The sequence below is a fragment of the Pseudomonas beijingensis genome, assembly GCF_030687295.1.
GTDB lineage: Bacteria > Pseudomonadota > Gammaproteobacteria > Pseudomonadales > Pseudomonadaceae > Aquipseudomonas > Aquipseudomonas beijingensis.
On record NZ_CP117425.1, the window covers coordinates 3,758,284 to 3,774,926 of the forward strand.

At 61.1% G+C, this 16,643-nt stretch carries 16 protein-coding genes; 9 read left to right on the forward strand and 7 right to left on the reverse strand.

Translation table 11 applies throughout. The features are described 5' to 3' along the window. Window positions 1-16 precede the first annotated feature (16 nt). The 3 genes from PSH84_RS17015 to uxuA are packed head-to-tail and all read left to right on the forward strand — an operon-like array spanning window position 17 to window position 3,976. Window positions 17-1,309: an MFS transporter gene (locus tag PSH84_RS17015; protein WP_305481417.1), complete on the forward strand. Its 1,293-nt coding sequence runs from the start codon at window positions 17-19 to the stop codon at window positions 1,307-1,309. Window positions 1,310-1,326: 17 nt separating this feature from the next. Then, window positions 1,327-2,784: a mannitol dehydrogenase family protein gene (locus tag PSH84_RS17020; RefSeq protein WP_305481418.1), complete on the forward strand. Its 1,458-nt coding sequence runs from the start codon at window positions 1,327-1,329 to the stop codon at window positions 2,782-2,784. Window positions 2,785-2,800: 16 nt separating this feature from the next. After that, window positions 2,801-3,976, forward strand: coding sequence for a mannonate dehydratase (gene uxuA / locus PSH84_RS17025; protein WP_305481419.1), 1,176 nt, complete (start codon window positions 2,801-2,803; stop codon window positions 3,974-3,976). 193 nt (window positions 3,977-4,169) lie between these two features. Here uxuA and PSH84_RS17030 read toward each other — a convergent pair whose 3' ends face one another. Continuing rightward, a complete protein-coding gene (locus PSH84_RS17030) occupies window positions 4,170-4,451 on the reverse strand; it encodes a fructose-bisphosphate aldolase (protein ID WP_305481420.1) in 282 nt (93 codons plus the stop codon). 833 nt (window positions 4,452-5,284) lie between these two features. Between PSH84_RS17030 and PSH84_RS17035 the strand changes: the two genes are divergently transcribed. Both PSH84_RS17035 and PSH84_RS17040 read left to right on the forward strand, forming a co-directional pair. After that, window positions 5,285-5,584, forward strand: coding sequence for a DUF2628 domain-containing protein (locus tag PSH84_RS17035; protein WP_305481421.1), 300 nt, complete (start codon window positions 5,285-5,287; stop codon window positions 5,582-5,584). A 52-nt stretch (window positions 5,585-5,636) separates the two neighbouring features. Next, window positions 5,637-6,089 carry a GFA family protein gene (locus PSH84_RS17040; RefSeq protein ID WP_305470664.1) on the forward strand — a complete coding sequence of 151 codons (453 nt, stop codon included), beginning with the start codon at window positions 5,637-5,639 and terminating at the stop codon, window positions 6,087-6,089. On the opposite strand, the gene gcvA is transcribed toward PSH84_RS17040, so the two are convergent. Next, window positions 5,978-6,964: a transcriptional regulator GcvA gene (gcvA, locus tag PSH84_RS17045; RefSeq protein WP_305470665.1), complete on the reverse strand. Its 987-nt coding sequence runs from the start codon at window positions 6,962-6,964 to the stop codon at window positions 5,978-5,980. The two genes, PSH84_RS17040 and gcvA, sit on opposite strands and share 112 nt — an antisense overlap. A 106-nt stretch (window positions 6,965-7,070) precedes the next feature. Between gcvA and PSH84_RS17050 the strand changes: the two genes are divergently transcribed. Further along, the gene (locus PSH84_RS17050; RefSeq protein WP_305470666.1) at window positions 7,071-7,679 is read left to right on the forward strand and encodes a LysE family translocator; all 609 of its coding nucleotides are present in this window, start codon (window positions 7,071-7,073) and stop codon (window positions 7,677-7,679) included. Window positions 7,680-7,688: 9 nt separating this feature from the next. Here the strand turns inward: PSH84_RS17050 and PSH84_RS17055 are convergent, their stop codons facing one another. From PSH84_RS17055 to xylA, 4 genes are all read right to left on the reverse strand, one after another. Next, window positions 7,689-8,825 (reverse strand): sugar ABC transporter permease, encoded by a 1,137-nt coding sequence (locus PSH84_RS17055; RefSeq protein WP_122566374.1) that lies wholly within the window; start codon window positions 8,823-8,825, stop codon window positions 7,689-7,691. Continuing rightward, on the reverse strand, window positions 8,826-10,382 hold the full coding sequence (xylG, locus tag PSH84_RS17060; RefSeq protein ID WP_122566375.1) for a D-xylose ABC transporter ATP-binding protein: 1,557 nt from the start codon (window positions 10,380-10,382) through the stop codon (window positions 8,826-8,828). It abuts the gene before it with no gap. Window positions 10,383-10,576: 194 nt separating this feature from the next. Beyond that, window positions 10,577-11,578: a D-xylose ABC transporter substrate-binding protein gene (gene xylF / locus PSH84_RS17065; RefSeq protein WP_122566376.1), complete on the reverse strand. Its 1,002-nt coding sequence runs from the start codon at window positions 11,576-11,578 to the stop codon at window positions 10,577-10,579. Window positions 11,579-11,725: 147 nt separating this feature from the next. After that, window positions 11,726-13,042: a xylose isomerase gene (gene xylA, locus PSH84_RS17070; RefSeq protein ID WP_122566377.1), complete on the reverse strand. Its 1,317-nt coding sequence runs from the start codon at window positions 13,040-13,042 to the stop codon at window positions 11,726-11,728. A 155-nt stretch (window positions 13,043-13,197) separates the two neighbouring features. Here xylA and PSH84_RS17075 point away from each other — a divergent pair, with 155 nt between their 5' ends. The 3 genes from PSH84_RS17075 to PSH84_RS17085 all read left to right on the forward strand — a co-directional run bounded on the left by PSH84_RS17075 (window position 13,198) and on the right by PSH84_RS17085 (window position 16,128). Then, window positions 13,198-14,385 (forward strand): XylR family transcriptional regulator, encoded by a 1,188-nt coding sequence (locus tag PSH84_RS17075; protein ID WP_122566378.1) that lies wholly within the window; start codon window positions 13,198-13,200, stop codon window positions 14,383-14,385. Between the two features lie 118 nt (window positions 14,386-14,503). Beyond that, the gene (locus PSH84_RS17080; RefSeq protein WP_305470669.1) at window positions 14,504-15,631 is read left to right on the forward strand and encodes a saccharopine dehydrogenase NADP-binding domain-containing protein; all 1,128 of its coding nucleotides are present in this window, start codon (window positions 14,504-14,506) and stop codon (window positions 15,629-15,631) included. A 2-nt stretch (window positions 15,632-15,633) separates the two neighbouring features. Then, a complete protein-coding gene (locus tag PSH84_RS17085) occupies window positions 15,634-16,128 on the forward strand; it encodes a DUF2269 family protein (protein WP_122566380.1) in 495 nt (164 codons plus the stop codon). Here the strand turns inward: PSH84_RS17085 and PSH84_RS17090 are convergent. Next, window positions 16,125-16,610 (reverse strand): thiol-disulfide oxidoreductase DCC family protein, encoded by a 486-nt coding sequence (locus PSH84_RS17090; RefSeq protein ID WP_122566381.1) that lies wholly within the window; start codon window positions 16,608-16,610, stop codon window positions 16,125-16,127. The two genes, PSH84_RS17085 and PSH84_RS17090, sit on opposite strands and share 4 nt — an antisense overlap. Window positions 16,611-16,643 lie beyond the last annotated feature (33 nt).

Genomic DNA, 16,643 nt, shown 5'->3' on the forward strand with positions numbered 1-16,643 from the left:
AGCGGGAGGCTCCACCATGTTTGGTCAAGGACGTAGCTTAATCATCATCATGCTGTTCCTGGCCGGGGTCATCAATTACCTCGACCGGTCGGCATTGTCTGTGGCGGCGCCTTTCATCCAGAAGGACTACGGTCTGAGTACGGGTGAGATGGGCATGATCTTCAGCAGTTTTTTCGTCGGTTATGCCGCCTTCAACTTCATCGGTGGTTGGGCCGCCGACCGTTACGGCGCCAAGACCACATTGCTGCTGGCCATGGTCTTGTGGTCGCTGTTCAGCGGTCTGACCGTGCTGACGGTGGGCTTCGCTTCGCTGGTGCTCATCCGGATCCTGTTCGGCATGGGCGAAGGGCCGCTGAGCGTCACCACCAGCAAGATGGTGAACAACTGGTACGCCCCCAAGCGCAGGGCGCGGGCGATCGGCGCGTCGATGTCCGGCACGCCGCTGGGCGGGGCGATTTCCGGTCCGGTGGTGGGCTTCATCGCCGTCACCTACGGCTGGAAGGTGTCGTTCATTATCATCATGTTGGTCGGCCTGATCTGGGCGGCGGTCTGGTACAAGTTCGTCAAGGAGAAGCCTGAAGGCGAGGGTGCCGAGGATATTCTCCGGGCCGAGGGGCAGAGCGAGCTGGCTGCACAACCGGTATTTCCACTGCGGTTCTACCTCAAACAGCCGACGGTGCTGTTCACCTCCCTGGCGTTCTTTTCCTATAACTACACCTTGTTCTTCTTCCTGACCTGGTTCCCCAGCTACCTGACCATGGCCCACGGCTTGAACGTCAAGGACATGAGCATCGCCACGGTCATTCCCTGGGTATTGGGTTTCCTCGGTCTGGCCCTGGGCGGCTTCATCTCCGACTTTGTGTTCAAGAAAACCGGAAAGATGATGTTCTCCCGCAAAGTGGTGCTGGTGACCTGCCTGCTGGCCTGTGCCGTCTGCATCGCTTGCGCGGGGATGGTCAAGACCCTGTATCCAGCGGTGATTCTCGTCGCCTTGGCGGTGTTCTTCCTGTACCTCACCGGCGCCATCTACTGGGCGATCATCCAGGACACCGTCCCGGCGGCGCGGGTGGGCGGCGTCAGTGGTTTCATGCACTTTCTGGCGAACACCTCGGGCATCGTCGGCCCGACCCTGACGGGCTTCCTGGTGCAGTTCACCGGTTCGTTCACCAATGCCTTCCTGCTGGCAGGGCTGTTGACCGTGATCGGCGCCGTGTGTGTCGCGCGCTACGTTAAACCGCTGTCGGTGGCGGACACCGGCAACGCGGCGGCACAAAGCCCGCAGCCCGCTTCGGCCCTGGGCCGTTCCTGAACAGAAGGAGTGAGTCGATGCCTGTTGTGAAACGTGTACCTTGCACCGGCACTGCAGCGCAGATCGGTATCGTGCACCTGGGCCTGGGCGCGTTTCACCGAGCGCACCAGGCGGTCTACCTGCAACGCCATCTCAATCGCCATGGCGACAGCGAGTGGGGCGTGTGCAGTGCCAACCTGCGCTCCAATCGCACCTTGGTCGAGCAAATGCGCGAGCAGGACGGCCGCTACCATGTGGCCGAGTACCGTGACCGCGAACAAGTGACGCTGCGCGAGATCGGGGTGTTGCGCCAGGCTTTGTATGTGGGCGAGGGCGGCGAGGAACTGGAACAGTTGCTGCAGCGCATGGCTGCGCCGCAAACGCGGATCGTCACCCTCACCGTGACCGAAAAGGGTTACTGCCTGAGCCCTTCCTCCGGGCAGTTGCGCCGGGAAGATCCGACGATTGCCCATGACATCGCCCATCCACACACGCCGCGCTCAGCCCCCGGTATTGTCCTGGAAGCCCTGCGCCGGCGCCGTGCCGAGGGCGTCCCGGCCTTCACTGTATTGTGCTGTGACAACATGCCCGACAACGGCCAGCGCACCCGCCAGGCGGTGAGCGCGTTGGCGGCGTTGCAGGATGAGGCGCTGGCGCAGTGGGTCGAGCAACAGGTGGCGTTTCCCAGCTGCATGGTCGACCGCATCGTGCCGGCCATGGACGACGAATCCTTCCGCCGGCTGGCGCAGCAACTCGACTGCCACGACCGTGCGGCGGTGGTCTGTGAAAGCTTCAGCCAGTGGGTGATCGAGGACCACTTTCCCCTCGGCCGCCCGGACTGGGAAGTGGAAGGCGTGCAGATGGTGGACGACGTGCGTCCGTTTGAAACGATGAAACTGCGCATGCTCAATGGCAGCCATTCGTTGCTGGCCTACGTAGGGTTGCTGGCCGGCCATGAGTCGGTCTTCGAGGCCGTCAGCGACGTGAGGCTGGCACGCCTCATCGCGCGCTACATGGCCGAGGAGGCCACGCCGACCCTGGACATGCCGGCCGGCATCGATCTGTCGGCGTATGCCCATGATCTGCAGGCGCGCTTTGCCAACGACAGCCTGCAACATCGGTTGCGCCAGATTGCCATGGACGGTTCGCAGAAGCTGCCGCAACGCTGGTTGCTCGGCGCGCAGCAATTGCTCGACCAGGGGCGCGACATCGACTGTACCGCGCTGGGCATCGCGGCCTGGATCCTCTACTGCACGCAACCGTTGCCCGGTCGTGCGGCGCACGTGGTTGACGACCCGCTGAGTGCCACCTTTGCCGATCTTGCGGGACGATCCGAGGGCGCATCGCGGGTGGATGCCGTTCTCGACCTGCACGAAGTCTTCCCGCCGCAGCTCTCGGCTCGCCCGGCATTTCGCGACGCCGTGCACCGCGCCTACGGCGCCTTGACGCGCGATGGCGTGGACAGCCTGTTGCACGCCCTTGCCGCATCCAACTGATAAAAAGGAGAAGAACATGGAACAGACATGGCGTTGGTTTGGCCCCAAAGACCCGATTTCCCTGGCGGACATTCGCCAGACCGGTGCGACCGGCATCGTCACCGCGCTGCACGAAATCCCCAATGGCCAGGTGTGGCCGGTGGACGCCATCGCGGCGCGTAAACAGATGATCGAAGCGGCCGACCTGAGCTGGTCGGTGGTGGAAAGCATTCCGGTGCACGAAGACATCAAGCGCGGCTGCGGACGGCGCGACGAGTACATCGCCAACTACCAGCAAAGCGTGCGTAACCTGGCGAGCTGCGGCATCGATATCGTCTGCTACAACTTCATGCCGGTGCTGGACTGGACCCGAACCGATTTGTCCTTTGAGCTGGCGGATGGCGGTTGGGCCTTGCGCTTCGATCAAACCGCGTTTGCCGCCTTCGACCTGTTCATCCTCCAGCGCCCGGGTGCGCAGGCTGAATACAGCGCCGAGGACATCCAGCAGGCCAAGGCCTACTTCGAACAACTGACGCCGGCCCGGCGCGAAACCCTGGTCAACACTCTGATCGCCGGCTTGCCCGGCGCCGAGGAACACTACAGCCTGGACAACTTCCGTGACTTGCTGCGGACCTACGCCGACATCGACGAGGCCAAGTTGCGCGAACACCTGGGGTATTTTCTGCGGGCGGTGATCCCGGTTGCCGAGGAGGTGGGTGTGCGCATGGCAATCCACCCGGACGACCCGCCCCGGGCACTGCTCGGCTTGCCCCGCATCCTCTCCACCGCCGAAGACGCCCAATGGCTGCTGGATGCGGCGCCAAGCCCGGCCAATGGCCTGACGTTCTGCACCGGCTCCTATGGCGTGCGCGAAGACAACGACTTGGTAGCGATGGCCAAGCACTTTGCGCCGTTCATCTACTTCACCCACCTGCGTTCAACCCGCCGGGAAACCGACCCCCGCAGCTTCCATGAAGCCCATCACCTGGACGGCGACGTCGACATGGTCGGGGTCATCAGCGCCTTGGTGGCTGAAGAGCGCCGACGTGAACGCGAAGGCGGCCCGCGCTTGCCGCTGCGTCCCGACCATGGGCATCAACTGCTGGACGACCAGCACCGCAAAAGCAATCCCGGCTACTCACTGATCGGCCGCCTCAAGGGCCTGGCGGAAATCCGCGGCGTGGAACTGGCCGTGCGCCGACAGCTGGGTTAGACAACAACACGCCCTGTTTAGGGCAGGAACCCCGTGGCGAGGGAGCAAGCTCCCTCGCCACGAAATGCCTGGGGGGATTCTCGGGCTAACGCAGTTCACTGTGGGAGCGAGCTTGCTCGCGAAGCGGTATTTCACCCTGCGCAGAGATTGACTGTGCCACCGCCATCGCGAGCAAGCTCGCTCCCACAAGGGCTCAGTCTTCGAGCCCGCGCCGCTCGATCACGCCGAACACATCCGCGACATCCTGCACCAGGATCCTGGCGACATTGGTGATGGTGTTGAGGTCGCTGGCCGCTGAATCACGCAGGCTGCTGCACGCCACCAAGGTCAGGTAGTCGAGCGTGGCGTGCAGGCGTTCGCTGGCACAGGCATGGAGTTCGGGGAGCGGGGCTTGGGTGTCGATCAGCAGGACGGGGTGGGTGGTGGCGGTTTGAGTGAGAGGTGTGAAGCGACTGGATGGTTGATTCGTTGTCATAAGGTTGCACTCATTTGATAGAAATAATCGCCACCTTTTTGCTGCGAATCAAATGGGTGGCAGTTGCGCGAGGGTTCGCAGACCGAGGAACCAATCCAAAACTCGGCAGACCCGAAAGTCTCCCGCGCGCAACCGCCATAAAATGAAAGCGGGCAAGTTTGCCTGAATTTCATTTGACGGTATCTAGATTTGTTCACTCGGGCTGCGAAACCCAGCCACCGGCCAAAGCCAGCGACGACCCAACTATAGAAGTCGATCCTGGCCCCCACAACCGACCTGTAGGACGCACGCATCCCCTGTGGCGAGGGAGCTTGCTCCCGCTCGGCTGCGCAGCAGCCGCAAAACCGGCCCCTGCGCAGTACCTGGCGAAAAGAGGCGCCTGGTTTAGGGCCGCTTCGCGCCCCAGCGGGAGCAAGCTCCCTCGCCACGGGAGGTAAATTCCTACGAGATTTTCGGACCGTCTCTTGCCGCTACCACTGAAGTGCGCGGATCTCTGTGGGAGCAAAGCTTGCTCGCGATGCAGGCGCCTCGTTTCCCCGAAAGACCGCGTCATCTTCATCGTGGGCAAGCCTTACTCCCACAGGAGGCCTGCGGTGAGCTTTATTGGATTTTTCTAGCGACAACCGCGAAAAAAGCCCTGATATCCTCCGCCAACAACTCAGGCTGCTCCAATGCAGCAAAATGACCACCCTGGGGCATCTCGGTCCAGCGTTTCACTTCGCAGCTCAGTTGCCTGCATGGCGAGTGCGCAGCTAATGTAGCCGCGATGGCGTGCTTGATGCTGGCTGAATACAGCGGCTTAAAAAACGGAAATCCTAACGAAGGAGTTGTACATGGCACGCTATTTCAAAAGCCCGGACAGTGATCAAATTGAAGAAGTGGACGCGTTCCAGGTGTTGGCGATCCTGTTCTTGGGCGTGATCTATCTGTTTTTCACAGGGCTATGGCGACACTTGTTGATCTGGCTCGGCATTGTGGCGATCGGGCTTGTGGCTGGACCGCAATGGATGGCTGGGGCAACGGCGCTGCTGCATGTCGTTTACTGTTTCATGATCCGCAAGATTGTCGCGCAGGATTATTTGCGCAAGGGCTGGATTGAGGTCGCTGATCCGAAAGCGGTTGCTGGGAATTGAAGGCAAAGTCTTCAAGACGTCGTTTCGATCAAGTTCAAGCGGGGCGCTAAGGATGCATGAAGGTCACCACGGAAGCTGCCTGTGCGGTGAGATCCGTTATGAAATTTCGGCCGAATTGAAGGCGTTGACCCACTGTCATTGCAGGCGTTGCCAGAAAGCGCATGGTGCCGCGTTCGCGACCTATGCCAGCGTCCCGGCTGCATCATTGCGAGTCTCGGCAAATGGGAATGCGCTCCGGTTGTATGAGTCCGAAACGGGCGTCAAGCGGCAGTTCTGCGGAGCATGCGGTTCAAGCTTGTTCTGGTCGGACCCTCACGGCGCGTATCCAGACTGGATATCGGTTGCCGTGGCCACTCTCGATACCGAATTCAAACCCCACAAACAACAGCATGGCTACCGCGAAACCCGCTTTGATTGGCTCGTCTTGCCGGATTGCGTTGAGCCGACAGGGTTTGAGAGGCCAACGGGACCTGAGCGACTGAAACCCCGCCCATCCCAATCCTGATGAACATGCGTCAACAACCACTCAACAAAAACCTGCGTCTCAACCACCGCATTCCCGGAAACCCCGTAGTAATAGCGGGCCAACGGCAGGCACAACGACGGCAGTGGACAGGCCAAGCGCCCATTGGACACATCCCTACCCAACAGCGAAGCCGGACACAACGCCACGCCCAGGCCATCGACAGCGGCCTGGAGCACAAGGTGCATGTGATCGAATTGCAGGGTCGGCGGATTGTTCAATGGATCGATTCCGGCGTGTTCCACCCAATCTTGCCAATCGCTGCTGCGCGTCCTGCCCGACAACAAGGTGTGCCGGGCCAGGTCGTGGACGTTTTCCAATGGCACGCTTTGCAGCAGCGACGGTGCGGCGACCAGCAGCAGGTGGTCCTCCAACAACACGGTGGGCTGTACATCGGCTGACCAGCCGGCGTGTCCACGACGAATGACCACGTCGAACATTTCCCGCGATGGATCGGGAGACCGGGTGCTGGTGACGACCTCGGGCTTGATGCCCGGATGGCGCGCCATGAAGTCCGGCAGTCTGGGGATGAGCCAGCGCACCGCGAAGGAAGGGCGCACGTTGATGATCACTTTGCGCTGGGCCGCATGGCGCGTCAGCGTGGTGGCGGCGTTGGCGATCTGGGTCAGTGCCTCGCTGACCTGTTCGTAGAAAACCCGACCGGCCGGGGTGAGCAAGGATTGCCGGGTTCGACGTTCGAACAGCAGTACGCCCAAACGCTCTTCGAGCAACTTTACGTGACGGCTGACGGCGCTGTGGCTGACGTGCAGCTCTTCGGCGGCGCGACTGAAACTCTGGTGGCGAGCGGCAGCGGCGAAAGCGCGAACGGCGTTCAACGGGGGGAGGTTGGCAATCATGCGTCTAATTTAGTCACATATGAGGTGCAATTAAAGCGTTTGTCAGCCCCCATGCGCCACGCCACTCTGAAAGCCACAGTAATTTGCCTTTAATGGGGAGTGGTGCATGGCCGGTTACGGACTTTTTCTGATCCTGGCGACCCTGACGGTGCTCAGCCCGGGTCCTGGCGTGGTGCTGACGCTGTCCAATGCCTTGCGCCATGGTTGGCGCGGGGCATTGCCGGGCATCTTCGGTATCGCGTCGGGGGCGTTTATCGTGGCGGGTATTTGCGCCAGCAGCCTGGGGTTGCTCCTGGCCGCCTCGGCGACGGCTTTCACCGTGCTCAAATACATCGGGGCGCTGTACTTGTTGTACTTGGGCATCAAGATGTGGCGTACCCAGCGCTTTATTCCTGAACTCACAGCTACGTCGCCGCGCCCGTGGCGGCGATTCGGCGAGGCGCTGTCGATTCAGTTGCTCAACCCCAAGGCGGGGTTTTTCTTCCTGGCGGTGTTCCCTCAGTTCATCAAGCCGGAGGGCGATTATTACCGCCAGTTTTTCCTGCTGGTGGCGTCCTATGGCGTGCTTGTGGTCCTGGTGCATTCCGGCTATGCGCTCATGGCCAATGGCGCCAGGGGCTGGCTCTCGTCGAGCCAGGGCGCCAGGATTGTCGGCAAATTGTCGGGCATCACCTTCCTGGGCTTTGGTGCGTTGATGGCGTCTGCCAGCAAGTGATGAGACCTATCAACGTCGCCCCGTCCGCGTACTCACATCCACCCACACCGCCAGCACCAAGATGCTGCCTTTGACGATCATCTGCCAGTAGCTGTCGACGTCGAGCATCGACATGCCGTTGTCCAGGCTGGTGATCACCAGCGCGCCGAGCAGCGCACCGTAGACCGTGCCGGAGCCGCCGCGCATGGAGGTGCCGCCGATGAAGCAGGCCGCGATGGCGTCGAGTTCGCCCATGTTGCCGGCCGAGGGCGAGCCGGCGGCCAGGCGTGCGGTGTTGACCATGCCGGCGAGGGCGCACATCACGCCCATGATGCCGAAGATCCACAGCTTCACCGCTTGCACGTTGATGCCGGACAGGCGCGTGGCTTCCATGTTGCTGCCTACCGAGTAGACGCGGCGGCCGAACACGGTCTGGCTGGTGACGTAGCTGAACACCCCCAGCAGGATCAGCAGGAGCAGCACCGGCACCGGAATGCCGTCGTAGCTGTTGAGGGTATAGACGAACCCGGCCAGCACCGCGCCGATCACCACCACGCGCAACACGTCGCGCACCAGGGAATGCGCCGCCAAGCCATGGAGGGCGCGGTTGCGCCGTTGTTTCCAGGTCAGGAACAGGGTCAGGGCGAACAGCAGGATGCCGAGCCCGGTCCCGACCGTGTGCGGCAAGTAACCCTGGCCGACGTAGACCAGCTCCGGTGACACCGGGGCAATGGTGGTGCCGCCGGTCACGCCCAACAGGACGCCGCGAAACGCGAGCATGCCACCCAGCCCGACGATGAACGATGGAATGCGCAGGTAGGCGGTCATGTAGCCGTTGCCCAAGCCGATCACCAAGCCGCACAAGGCCACCAGGCTGAGGTTCGCCAGCAATGGGATGTGATAGACCACATCGAGGATCGCCGCCAGGCCACCTAATAGCCCAAGCAATGAGCCCACCGACAGGTCGATCTCGCCGCTGATGATCACCAGCACCATGCCGCAAGCGAGGATCCCGGTGATGGACATCTGCCGCAGCAGGTTGGAAAGGTTGCGCGGGGTCAGGAACCCACCGTCGGTCTGCCAGCTGAAGAACAGCCAGATCAGCGCCACGGCGATCACCAGCGCGAGCATTTTGTAGCGGGAAAACAGCTGTTTGACCTGATTCATCTACGCAGACTTCCGATCATTATTGTTATGGCCATCGGGATGGCTGAGCGCGGCGGCGAGCACCTGTTCCTGGGTGAGTTCGTGGTTGATGAAGTCGCCGCGCAACTGGCCTTCGCCAATCACCAGCACGCGGTCGGAAACTCCCAGGACTTCGGCCAGCTCCGAGGACACCATGATGATCGACACGCCTTCGGCCGCCAGCGCGCCCATCAACTTGTAGATCTCATACTTGGCACCGACGTCGACGCCACGGGTGGGCTCATCGAGGATCAGCACGCGGGGCTTGGTCAGGAGCATTTTCGCCAACACGGCTTTTTGCTGGTTGCCGCCGGAGAGGCTGGTGATCGGCAGGAACGGGCTCGCGGTCTTGAGGTGCATGCGCGCGATTTCCTTGTCGATGCTGCCCAGTTCGGCTTCGGCGTCGATGCGGGTCAGTTTCGCGTAGTTGTCCAGCACCGCCAGGGTGATGTTCTGGCCCACGCCCAGATCTGGAATGATGCCTTGGCGCTTGCGGTCTTCGGGGACCATGCACAGACCCGCGCGGATCGACTTGAGCGGCGTGCGCGTGTCTATTTGTTGGCCGCCCAGCCAGACTTCGCCTTCGTAGCGACCGGGGTAGGCGCCAAACAGCGCCGAGACCAGTTCCGTGCGGCCGGCACCGACCAGCCCGGCGATGCCGAGGATTTCCCCGCGCTTGAGGACAAATGAAATGTCGTCGACCCGTTTGCGCTTGGGGTTGTCGACGTCGTAGCAGGTGACGTGGCGCGCCTCGAAAATCACCTCGCCGACGTCATGGGGTTCGGTGGGGTAGAGGTTGCTCATTTCCCGCCCGACCATCTGGGTGATGATCCTGGGAATGTCCATGTCCGCCATGGCGGTGGTGGCGATGTGTTTGCCATCGCGGATCACCGAGATGGTGTCGCACACGGCGGCCACTTCATCGAGTTTGTGGGAGATGTAGACGCAGGCAACGCCTTTGGCCTTGAGGTCGCGGATGATGTCCAGCAGCACCTCGATTTCCGAGCGGGTCAGGGCCGAGGAGGGCTCGTCGAGGATCAGCAGCCGCGCCTGCTTGTTCAGTGCCTTGGCAATTTCCACCAGTTGCTGGTAGCCACCGCCGTACTGCGAAACCGGCAACGAGACGTTCATGTCCGGCACTTTGAGCTCACGCATCAGGGCTTCGGCGCGATGGATCATCGCCGGGTAGTTCATGCGTCCGCCAGGCAGCGTCAGCTCGTGGCCCATGAAGATGTTTTCGGCCACCGACAGGTCGGGGACCAGGGTCAGTTCCTGGTGAATGATGACGATCCCGGCGGCTTCGGTTTCGCTGATGGACTGCGCCTTGAGCGGCTGGCCGTCCCAAATGATTTCGCCTTCCCAGGTGCCGTAAGGGTAGACCGCCGACAGCACTTTCATCAGCGTGGATTTGCCCGCGCCGTTTTCACCGCACAGGCCGACACACTCACCCGGCCTGACCTTGATGTCGATGCCGTTCAGGGCTTTGACACCGTCAAAGGTTTTGACGATGCCGTTCATTTGCAGCAGGTAGTCGGACATGGCAAGGACTCTTGGAAAAGGGGCTCACACATCGGCGGGGAGGAAACAGCCTCACCCTAATGCCAAGGTCAGGCTAAGTCCCTGTGGGAGCGGGCTTGCTCGCGAAGACGGCATGTCAGGCACCATCAATGTTGACTGGTGCACCGCTTTCGCGAGCAAGCCCGCTCCCACAGGTCTCCGGGGTTGCCCCCAAGTCACTGCCCGGCGATCTGCGCCTTGGTATAGAACCCGTCCTTTTCCAGCAGGTCGATGTTGTCCTTGGTCAACGGAGTAGGGGTGAGCAGGATGGTGTCGACTTTCTTGCTGCCATTGTCGTATTGCGAGCTGAAGGTCGGTTTCTCGTTACGCGCCAGTTGCACCGAGAGCTTGGCGGCTTCGGTGGCAATCAGTTTCAGCGGCTTGTAGACGGTCATGGTCTGGGTGCCATCGATCACGCGCTTGACCGCCGCGAGGTCGGCGTCCTGGCCCGAGATCGGCACCTTGCCGGCCATCTTCTGTGCTGCCAGGGCCTGGATGGCGCCGCCGGCGGTGGCGTCGTTGGAGGCGACGATGCCATCGATTTTGTTGTTGTTCCGGGTTAGGGCGTTTTCCACGATGCTCAGCGCTTCGGTGGGGTTCCATTCCTTCACCCACTGCTGGCCGACAATCTTGATGTCACCCTTGTCGATGGCTGGTTGCAGCACTTTCATCTGGCCTTCGCGCAGGACCTTGGCGTTGTTGTCCGTGGGCGCGCCACCGAGCAGGAAGTAGTTGCCCTTGGGCGCGGCTTTCAGCACGCCGCTGGCCTGCATCTCGCCGACCTTTTCGTTATCGAAGGAAATGTAGGCGTCGATGTCGGCGTTGAGGATCAGTCGGTCGTAGGACACCACCTTGATCCCGGCCTTCTTGGCTTCGGCGACGGCGTTGGTCAGCACGGTGGCGTTGAACGGCACGATGACGATCACATCGACACCACGGGAGATCAGGTTTTCGATCTGCGAGATCTGCTTCTGCTCGTTGGCATCGGCGGATTGGACGAAGACCTTGGCGTCGAGTTTTTCCGCCGCCGCGACGAAGTAGTCACGGTCCCGCGACCAGCGCTCCAGGCGCAGGTCATCGATGGAAAAACCGATTTTCGGATGGGCCGCATCGGCCATGACCGGAAGCGAGAGCAGGGCGAGGGCGCCGGCGAGCAGGGTACGTTTGAATGTTTTCATGTAGTGCGTCCTTTTATTGTTGTTTGAAAGACACTGCCTGACGATGAGCGTGATACCGGGTAGAACTGTAGAGCGTTGTAGGGCGCCGTGGGCACAGATTTGTCGCGAGAATGTAACAGCCCCTGTGCCCCGAACGGCGCCCCGTTGTCAGGGGTAGATAAACCGATTGACCACGTTTTCGAGCATTTCCTGGCGACCGCTGACGGCCTGGGGATTGAGCTCGTTGGTAAAGGCGTGCTCGGCCAGCGATTCAAGGCTGAAGTCGCCAGCTATCACTGCCTTGCCAAACGGCTTCTGCCAGCCGGCGTAGCGCTGGTCCTTGAATTGTTGCAACTGATCGTTCTGCACCATGGCTGCCGCGCGCTCCAGGGCGAGGGCGAGGACGTCCATGGCGGCGACATGGCCGTGGAACAGATCGATATCGTCCACGCTCTGGCGCCGAACCTTGGAGTCGAAGTTGAACCCGCCATTGCCGAAGCCCCCGGCCTTGAGGATTTCATAGGTGGCCAGGGTCATTTCCTCGACGCTGTTGGGGAACTGGTCGGTGTCCCAGCCGTTCTGCGGATCGCCGCGGTTGGCGTCGATGCTGCCGAAAATGCCCAGGGAGACAGCCGTGGCGATCTCGTGATGGAAGCTGTGGCCGGCCAGGGTGGCGTGGTTGGCTTCGATGTTGACCTTGATCTCGTTCTCCAGGCCGAACTGCTGCAGGAAGCCGAACACCGTGGCGCTGTCGTAATCGTATTGGTGCTTGGTCGGCTCCTGGGGCTTGGGTTCGATCAGCAGGTCGCCCTTGAAGCCGATCTTGTGCTTGTGCTCGACCACCATGCGCATGAAGCGGCCCAACTGTTCGCGCTCTTGTTTCAAGTCGGTATTGAGCAGGGTTTCGTAGCCTTCACGACCGCCCCACAACACGTAGTTGGCGCCCTTGAGGCGTTGGGTGGCGTTCATCGCGCTGAACACTTGCGCGGCGGCGCAGGCGAACACTTCCGGATCGGGGTTACTGGCGGCGCCTGCGGCAAAGCGCGGGTTGCTGAAGCAGTTGGCGGTGCCCCACAGCAGCTTGATCCCGGTCTGTTCCTGATGGCGCTCCAGGTGGTCGACCATCTGGGCGAAGTGGTTGCGGTACTCCTTCAGCGAATTGCCTTCCGGGGCGACGTCGGTGTCGTGGAAGCAGTAGTAGTCGATGCCCAGCTTGGAGAAGAACTCAAAGGCCGCTTCGGCCTTGCCGATGGCCACTTCCATCGGATCCCCGGCGTGCTGCCATGGGCGCTTGAAGGTACCGGCACCGAACACATCCGACCCCGGCCAGACGAAGGTGTGCCAGTAGCAGACCGCCATGCGCAGGTGCTCGCGCATGGGTTTACCGAGCACCAACTTGTTGGCGTCGTAGTGACGGAAGGCAAGCGACGAATCGCTGGTGGGGCCTTCATAGCGAATCTTGTCGACACCGGGGAAGTACGGCATGAGCGGGTTTCCTTTTTATTCTTGGCGGTGTCCCGATACTAACGCCGGCCCCGTGGCTGCTGATTATGAAAATCACCAACGGGCAGTTCGATTTTGAGTATTGAGATTCGCTGTCCGCGCGCCTAGTCTGTGTCGACCGGCACAGGGTTAAACCAATGAAAACCGTCCCGCCCGTTCACCGCATTGCGTTGCTGTTCAATGGCAGCAAGATCTACGACCGCGGCATCATCAGTGGTATCGGCAACTATCTGAGCAGCACGCGTGCGTCCTGGGACTTGTTTCTCGAGGAAGATTTTCTCTGCCGTTTGAAAGGCATCGAGCGCTGGCAGGGCGACGGGATCATTGCCGATTTCGACGACCCGCTGATCGGCGAGGCGCTGGCCGGGATCAAGCTGCCGGTGGTGGCGGTGGGCGGTTCCTATCAGGATGAACGCGCCTACCCGAAGGGCATTCCCTACGTCGCCACCGACAATGATGCATTGATGAAATTGGCCTATGAGCACCTGATCGAGGCCGGGCTGACCCGTTTCGCCTGTTTCAGCCTGCCTGAAGCACAAGCCAATCGCTGGGCCCAGGAACGGGAGAAAGCCTTTCGCCGGCTGGTGCAGCGCGATGGCCTGCACGCCGAGGTCTATCGTGGCATGGGCACCAGCGCACCGCTCTGGGACAGCGCCGTCGAACAGCAGATCGCCTGGCTGCAAAGCCTGCCCAAACCTATCGGCATCATCGCCGTCAGCGACGCCCGCGCCCGGCAACTGCTGCAAGCTTGCCTGACAGCCGGGATCGCCGTGCCGGAGCAAGTGGCGTTGATCGGCATCGACAACGATCCCCTGACCCGCAGCCTGACGCGGGTGCCATTGAGCTCGGTGATCCAAGGCACCGAGACCATGGGCCGCACCGCCGCACGCCTGCTCCATCAGATGCTGCACGGCATGCCGTCCACGGGCACGCAGATTCTGGTCCCGCCGGATGCGATCAATGTGCAGGTATCGAGCCTGCATCAACCGTTGGGCAACCCTTATGTCATGCAGGCACTGCTCTTCATCCGCCAATACGCCTGCCAGGGCATCAAGACGGCCCAAGTGGCGGCTTATGTAGGGGTATCGCGTTCATCGCTGGAGGCGCATTTTCGCAAGGAGCGGGGTTGTAGCGTCCACGACGAAATCCTGCGCTTCAAACTGGCCGCCGCCGCCAACGGACTGGAAAACACCAACGCGCCGATTGCCGACATCGCCCAGAATTGCGGCTTCAAATCGGCGCAATACCTGCACACCGTGTTCCGCCGCGAATTCGGCTGCACGCCCCGGGAGTACCAGCAGGGGACAAATACGGCCACTCACTGACCCACCATCGAACCGCTCCTGTGGCGAGGGACAGTGACCCGCCTCCACAAGGGGTACACCACCGCGTCTTCCTTGTGGCAAGGTTGCGGGGTTCATCGAATATTTAGGGACGGATGGAATGACGCTCAGGGTCATGGTGGTCGGTGGGTATGGAAATTTCGGCAGTATCGTTTCCAGGCATCTGGTGGTGATGCCAGGTGTAGAACTGGTGATTTCGGGGCGTGACGCTCGAAAACTGCAGCGCAAAGTCGATGAGTTGAACGCTCAATCGGGCACTGTGTGTGAAAGTTGGTGCGGCGATGCCATGGGGCCAGGCTTCAAATCCGTCCTTGGCTTGATGAACATCCAATGGGTCATTCATACCGGCGGCCCCTTTCAAGGGCAATCCTATGCAGTCGCCGAGAGCTGCATCGACGCGGGCGTGAACTACTGTGACCTGTCCGATTCCAGGGCCTTTGTCACCGGCATTGGCGCACTCGACGCCCGGGCAAAACAGGCAGGCGTGGCGATCCTCAGTGGTTGCAGCTCAGTGCCGACGCTCTCGGCCGCCCTCATCGATCAGCAGCGGCATCGTTTTAAACGCATTGACACGATCGAGCATGGGATTTCCTCTTCGGCCAAGATGCCGGGGTTATCCACCGTCGAAGGCGTTCTCGCTTATGCGGGTAAGCCGATCAAGCAACTCAGGAATGGCCGAGTGCATGAGGTCCTGGGATGGCAGGATCTGACGCTTCGCAGAATGCACTCTATGGGCACCCGGGTATTGGCCAATGTCGACGTGCCGGACATGGATATCTTCGCCGGCCGCTATGGTGCCCAGACCCTGAGCTTCAAGGCCGGCGCTGGTCTGAAGCTCGGCGGCATTGCCAACTACCTGCTGGCCTGGGCAATGAGGATGGGGATGGTGCGTGACCATGTCCCTTGGGCGGCCAGGCTTCATCGATGGGGGCTCTGGTTCGAACGATTTGGCGATGGCAAAAGCGCAATGTACATCGACGTCCATGGCATCGGTGCCGATGACGAGCCGCTGTCGTTGAACGTCCAGCTCTGCGCCATGAACGACAAAGGGCCGGAAATTCCCAGCTGTGCAGCCGTTGCTTTGGCGGCAAAAGTTGCCCAAGGGTATCTGCCCGAGCCCGGTGCTCGGGCCTGTGTGGGTGAAATCACCGTCGACGAATACATGGCCGCCATCAACGATCCACAAAACCTCAGCCTGTCCGTGCATTTCTCTGACGGGCAGGGTTGACCATGCTCTATCTGTGCGTGAAGTACATCCATGTGATCGCGGCCATTTTCCTGTTCGGCTTCGGCATGGGGTCATACCTCTACCTGATCGCCGCCAGCCGCACCGCCAACCCGCAAGTCATTGCCCATGTGGCCAGGACGGTCGTCCGATTCGACACCTGGATTACCACGCCGGCGGGTTTTATTCAGATAGTAACGGGTTATCTGCTAATGAGGCTGGCCGGACTCCCCCTGATCACTGAATGGATCATGACGTCGCTGATCATCTTCTTTTGCGTGGGCGCGCTCTGGCTTCCGGTGCTGGTGCTCCAGAAGCGCTTATACGTAATGGCGTCGAGCGCGGTGGGGGATGGGCGGACGCTCGATGATCGATACTCATCCGTGTATCAGAAGTGGTTCTGGATGGGGGTTCTGGGCTTTTTGGGGATGTTTGTCATCGTGCTGATCATGGTGACGAAGATGACGCCACGTCAGTGGATCGAGCTATTGCTGGGTTAAGTATCGACCCGTTCCAGCGGGTTGGTCCCAGGCGTGGACATTTTCAAGAAACGCCGTTCATGATCCGCGTTCGGCAACAGGCATATGTCGTGTTTGCCAAACAGCCGATAACGATTCAGGGCAATGCGATCATAGGCCCAGTCCCGAAGCATGCGGGGGACGTAGCGCAGCAGTTTCACCGGGCGCCAGGCCCAAGGCAGCAGGGCTACGACTTCAAAAATCGCATCCGAACGCACCCAGTAATGCCGATCACGAACCACTGCCATGGTGTCGAACTGCTGCAAGGGTAAGCCTGCCCAGGCAAGCAAGGCTTGTCCTTCGGGCGACTGGACGGAGGCTAACCGCACGCGTCGGTCGCGGTCGTGGCGGATCAGGAACCTCGCCCAGCCATTGCACAGTTTACAAACACCATCGAACAGGACCACTGTCTCGCCTGGTTTGAGCAAGGGCGCGGGTGAAGGGCGAGTTTGGGAGATGGGCATGAATGTGTGTCTACAGGACGCTGGGTTACCCGG

Coding starts and splice junctions, on each gene's coding strand:
- gcvA (WP_305470665.1), bottom strand. CDS start 6,964: ATGATTGCCAACCTCCCCCCGTTGAACGCCGTTCGCGCTTTCGCCGCT.
- xylG (WP_122566375.1), bottom strand. CDS start 10,382: ATGTCCGACTACCTGCTGCAAATGAACGGCATCGTCAAAACCTTTGAC.
- PSH84_RS17020 (WP_305481418.1), top strand. CDS start 1,327: ATGCCTGTTGTGAAACGTGTACCTTGCACCGGCACTGCAGCGCAGATC.
- PSH84_RS17015 (WP_305481417.1), top strand. CDS start 17: ATGTTTGGTCAAGGACGTAGCTTAATCATCATCATGCTGTTCCTGGCC.
- uxuA (WP_305481419.1), top strand. CDS start 2,801: ATGGAACAGACATGGCGTTGGTTTGGCCCCAAAGACCCGATTTCCCTG.
- xylA (WP_122566377.1), bottom strand. CDS start 13,042: ATGCCGTACTTCCCCGGTGTCGACAAGATTCGCTATGAAGGCCCCACC.
- PSH84_RS17075 (WP_122566378.1), top strand. CDS start 13,198: ATGAAAACCGTCCCGCCCGTTCACCGCATTGCGTTGCTGTTCAATGGC.
- xylF (WP_122566376.1), bottom strand. CDS start 11,578: ATGAAAACATTCAAACGTACCCTGCTCGCCGGCGCCCTCGCCCTGCTC.
- PSH84_RS17030 (WP_305481420.1), bottom strand. CDS start 4,451: ATGACAACGAATCAACCATCCAGTCGCTTCACACCTCTCACTCAAACC.
- PSH84_RS17055 (WP_122566374.1), bottom strand. CDS start 8,825: ATGAATCAGGTCAAACAGCTGTTTTCCCGCTACAAAATGCTCGCGCTG.
- PSH84_RS17090 (WP_122566381.1), bottom strand. CDS start 16,610: ATGCCCATCTCCCAAACTCGCCCTTCACCCGCGCCCTTGCTCAAACCA.
- PSH84_RS17085 (WP_122566380.1), top strand. CDS start 15,634: ATGCTCTATCTGTGCGTGAAGTACATCCATGTGATCGCGGCCATTTTC.
- PSH84_RS17035 (WP_305481421.1), top strand. CDS start 5,285: ATGGCACGCTATTTCAAAAGCCCGGACAGTGATCAAATTGAAGAAGTG.
- PSH84_RS17040 (WP_305470664.1), top strand. CDS start 5,637: ATGCATGAAGGTCACCACGGAAGCTGCCTGTGCGGTGAGATCCGTTAT.
- PSH84_RS17080 (WP_305470669.1), top strand. CDS start 14,504: ATGACGCTCAGGGTCATGGTGGTCGGTGGGTATGGAAATTTCGGCAGT.
- PSH84_RS17050 (WP_305470666.1), top strand. CDS start 7,071: ATGGCCGGTTACGGACTTTTTCTGATCCTGGCGACCCTGACGGTGCTC.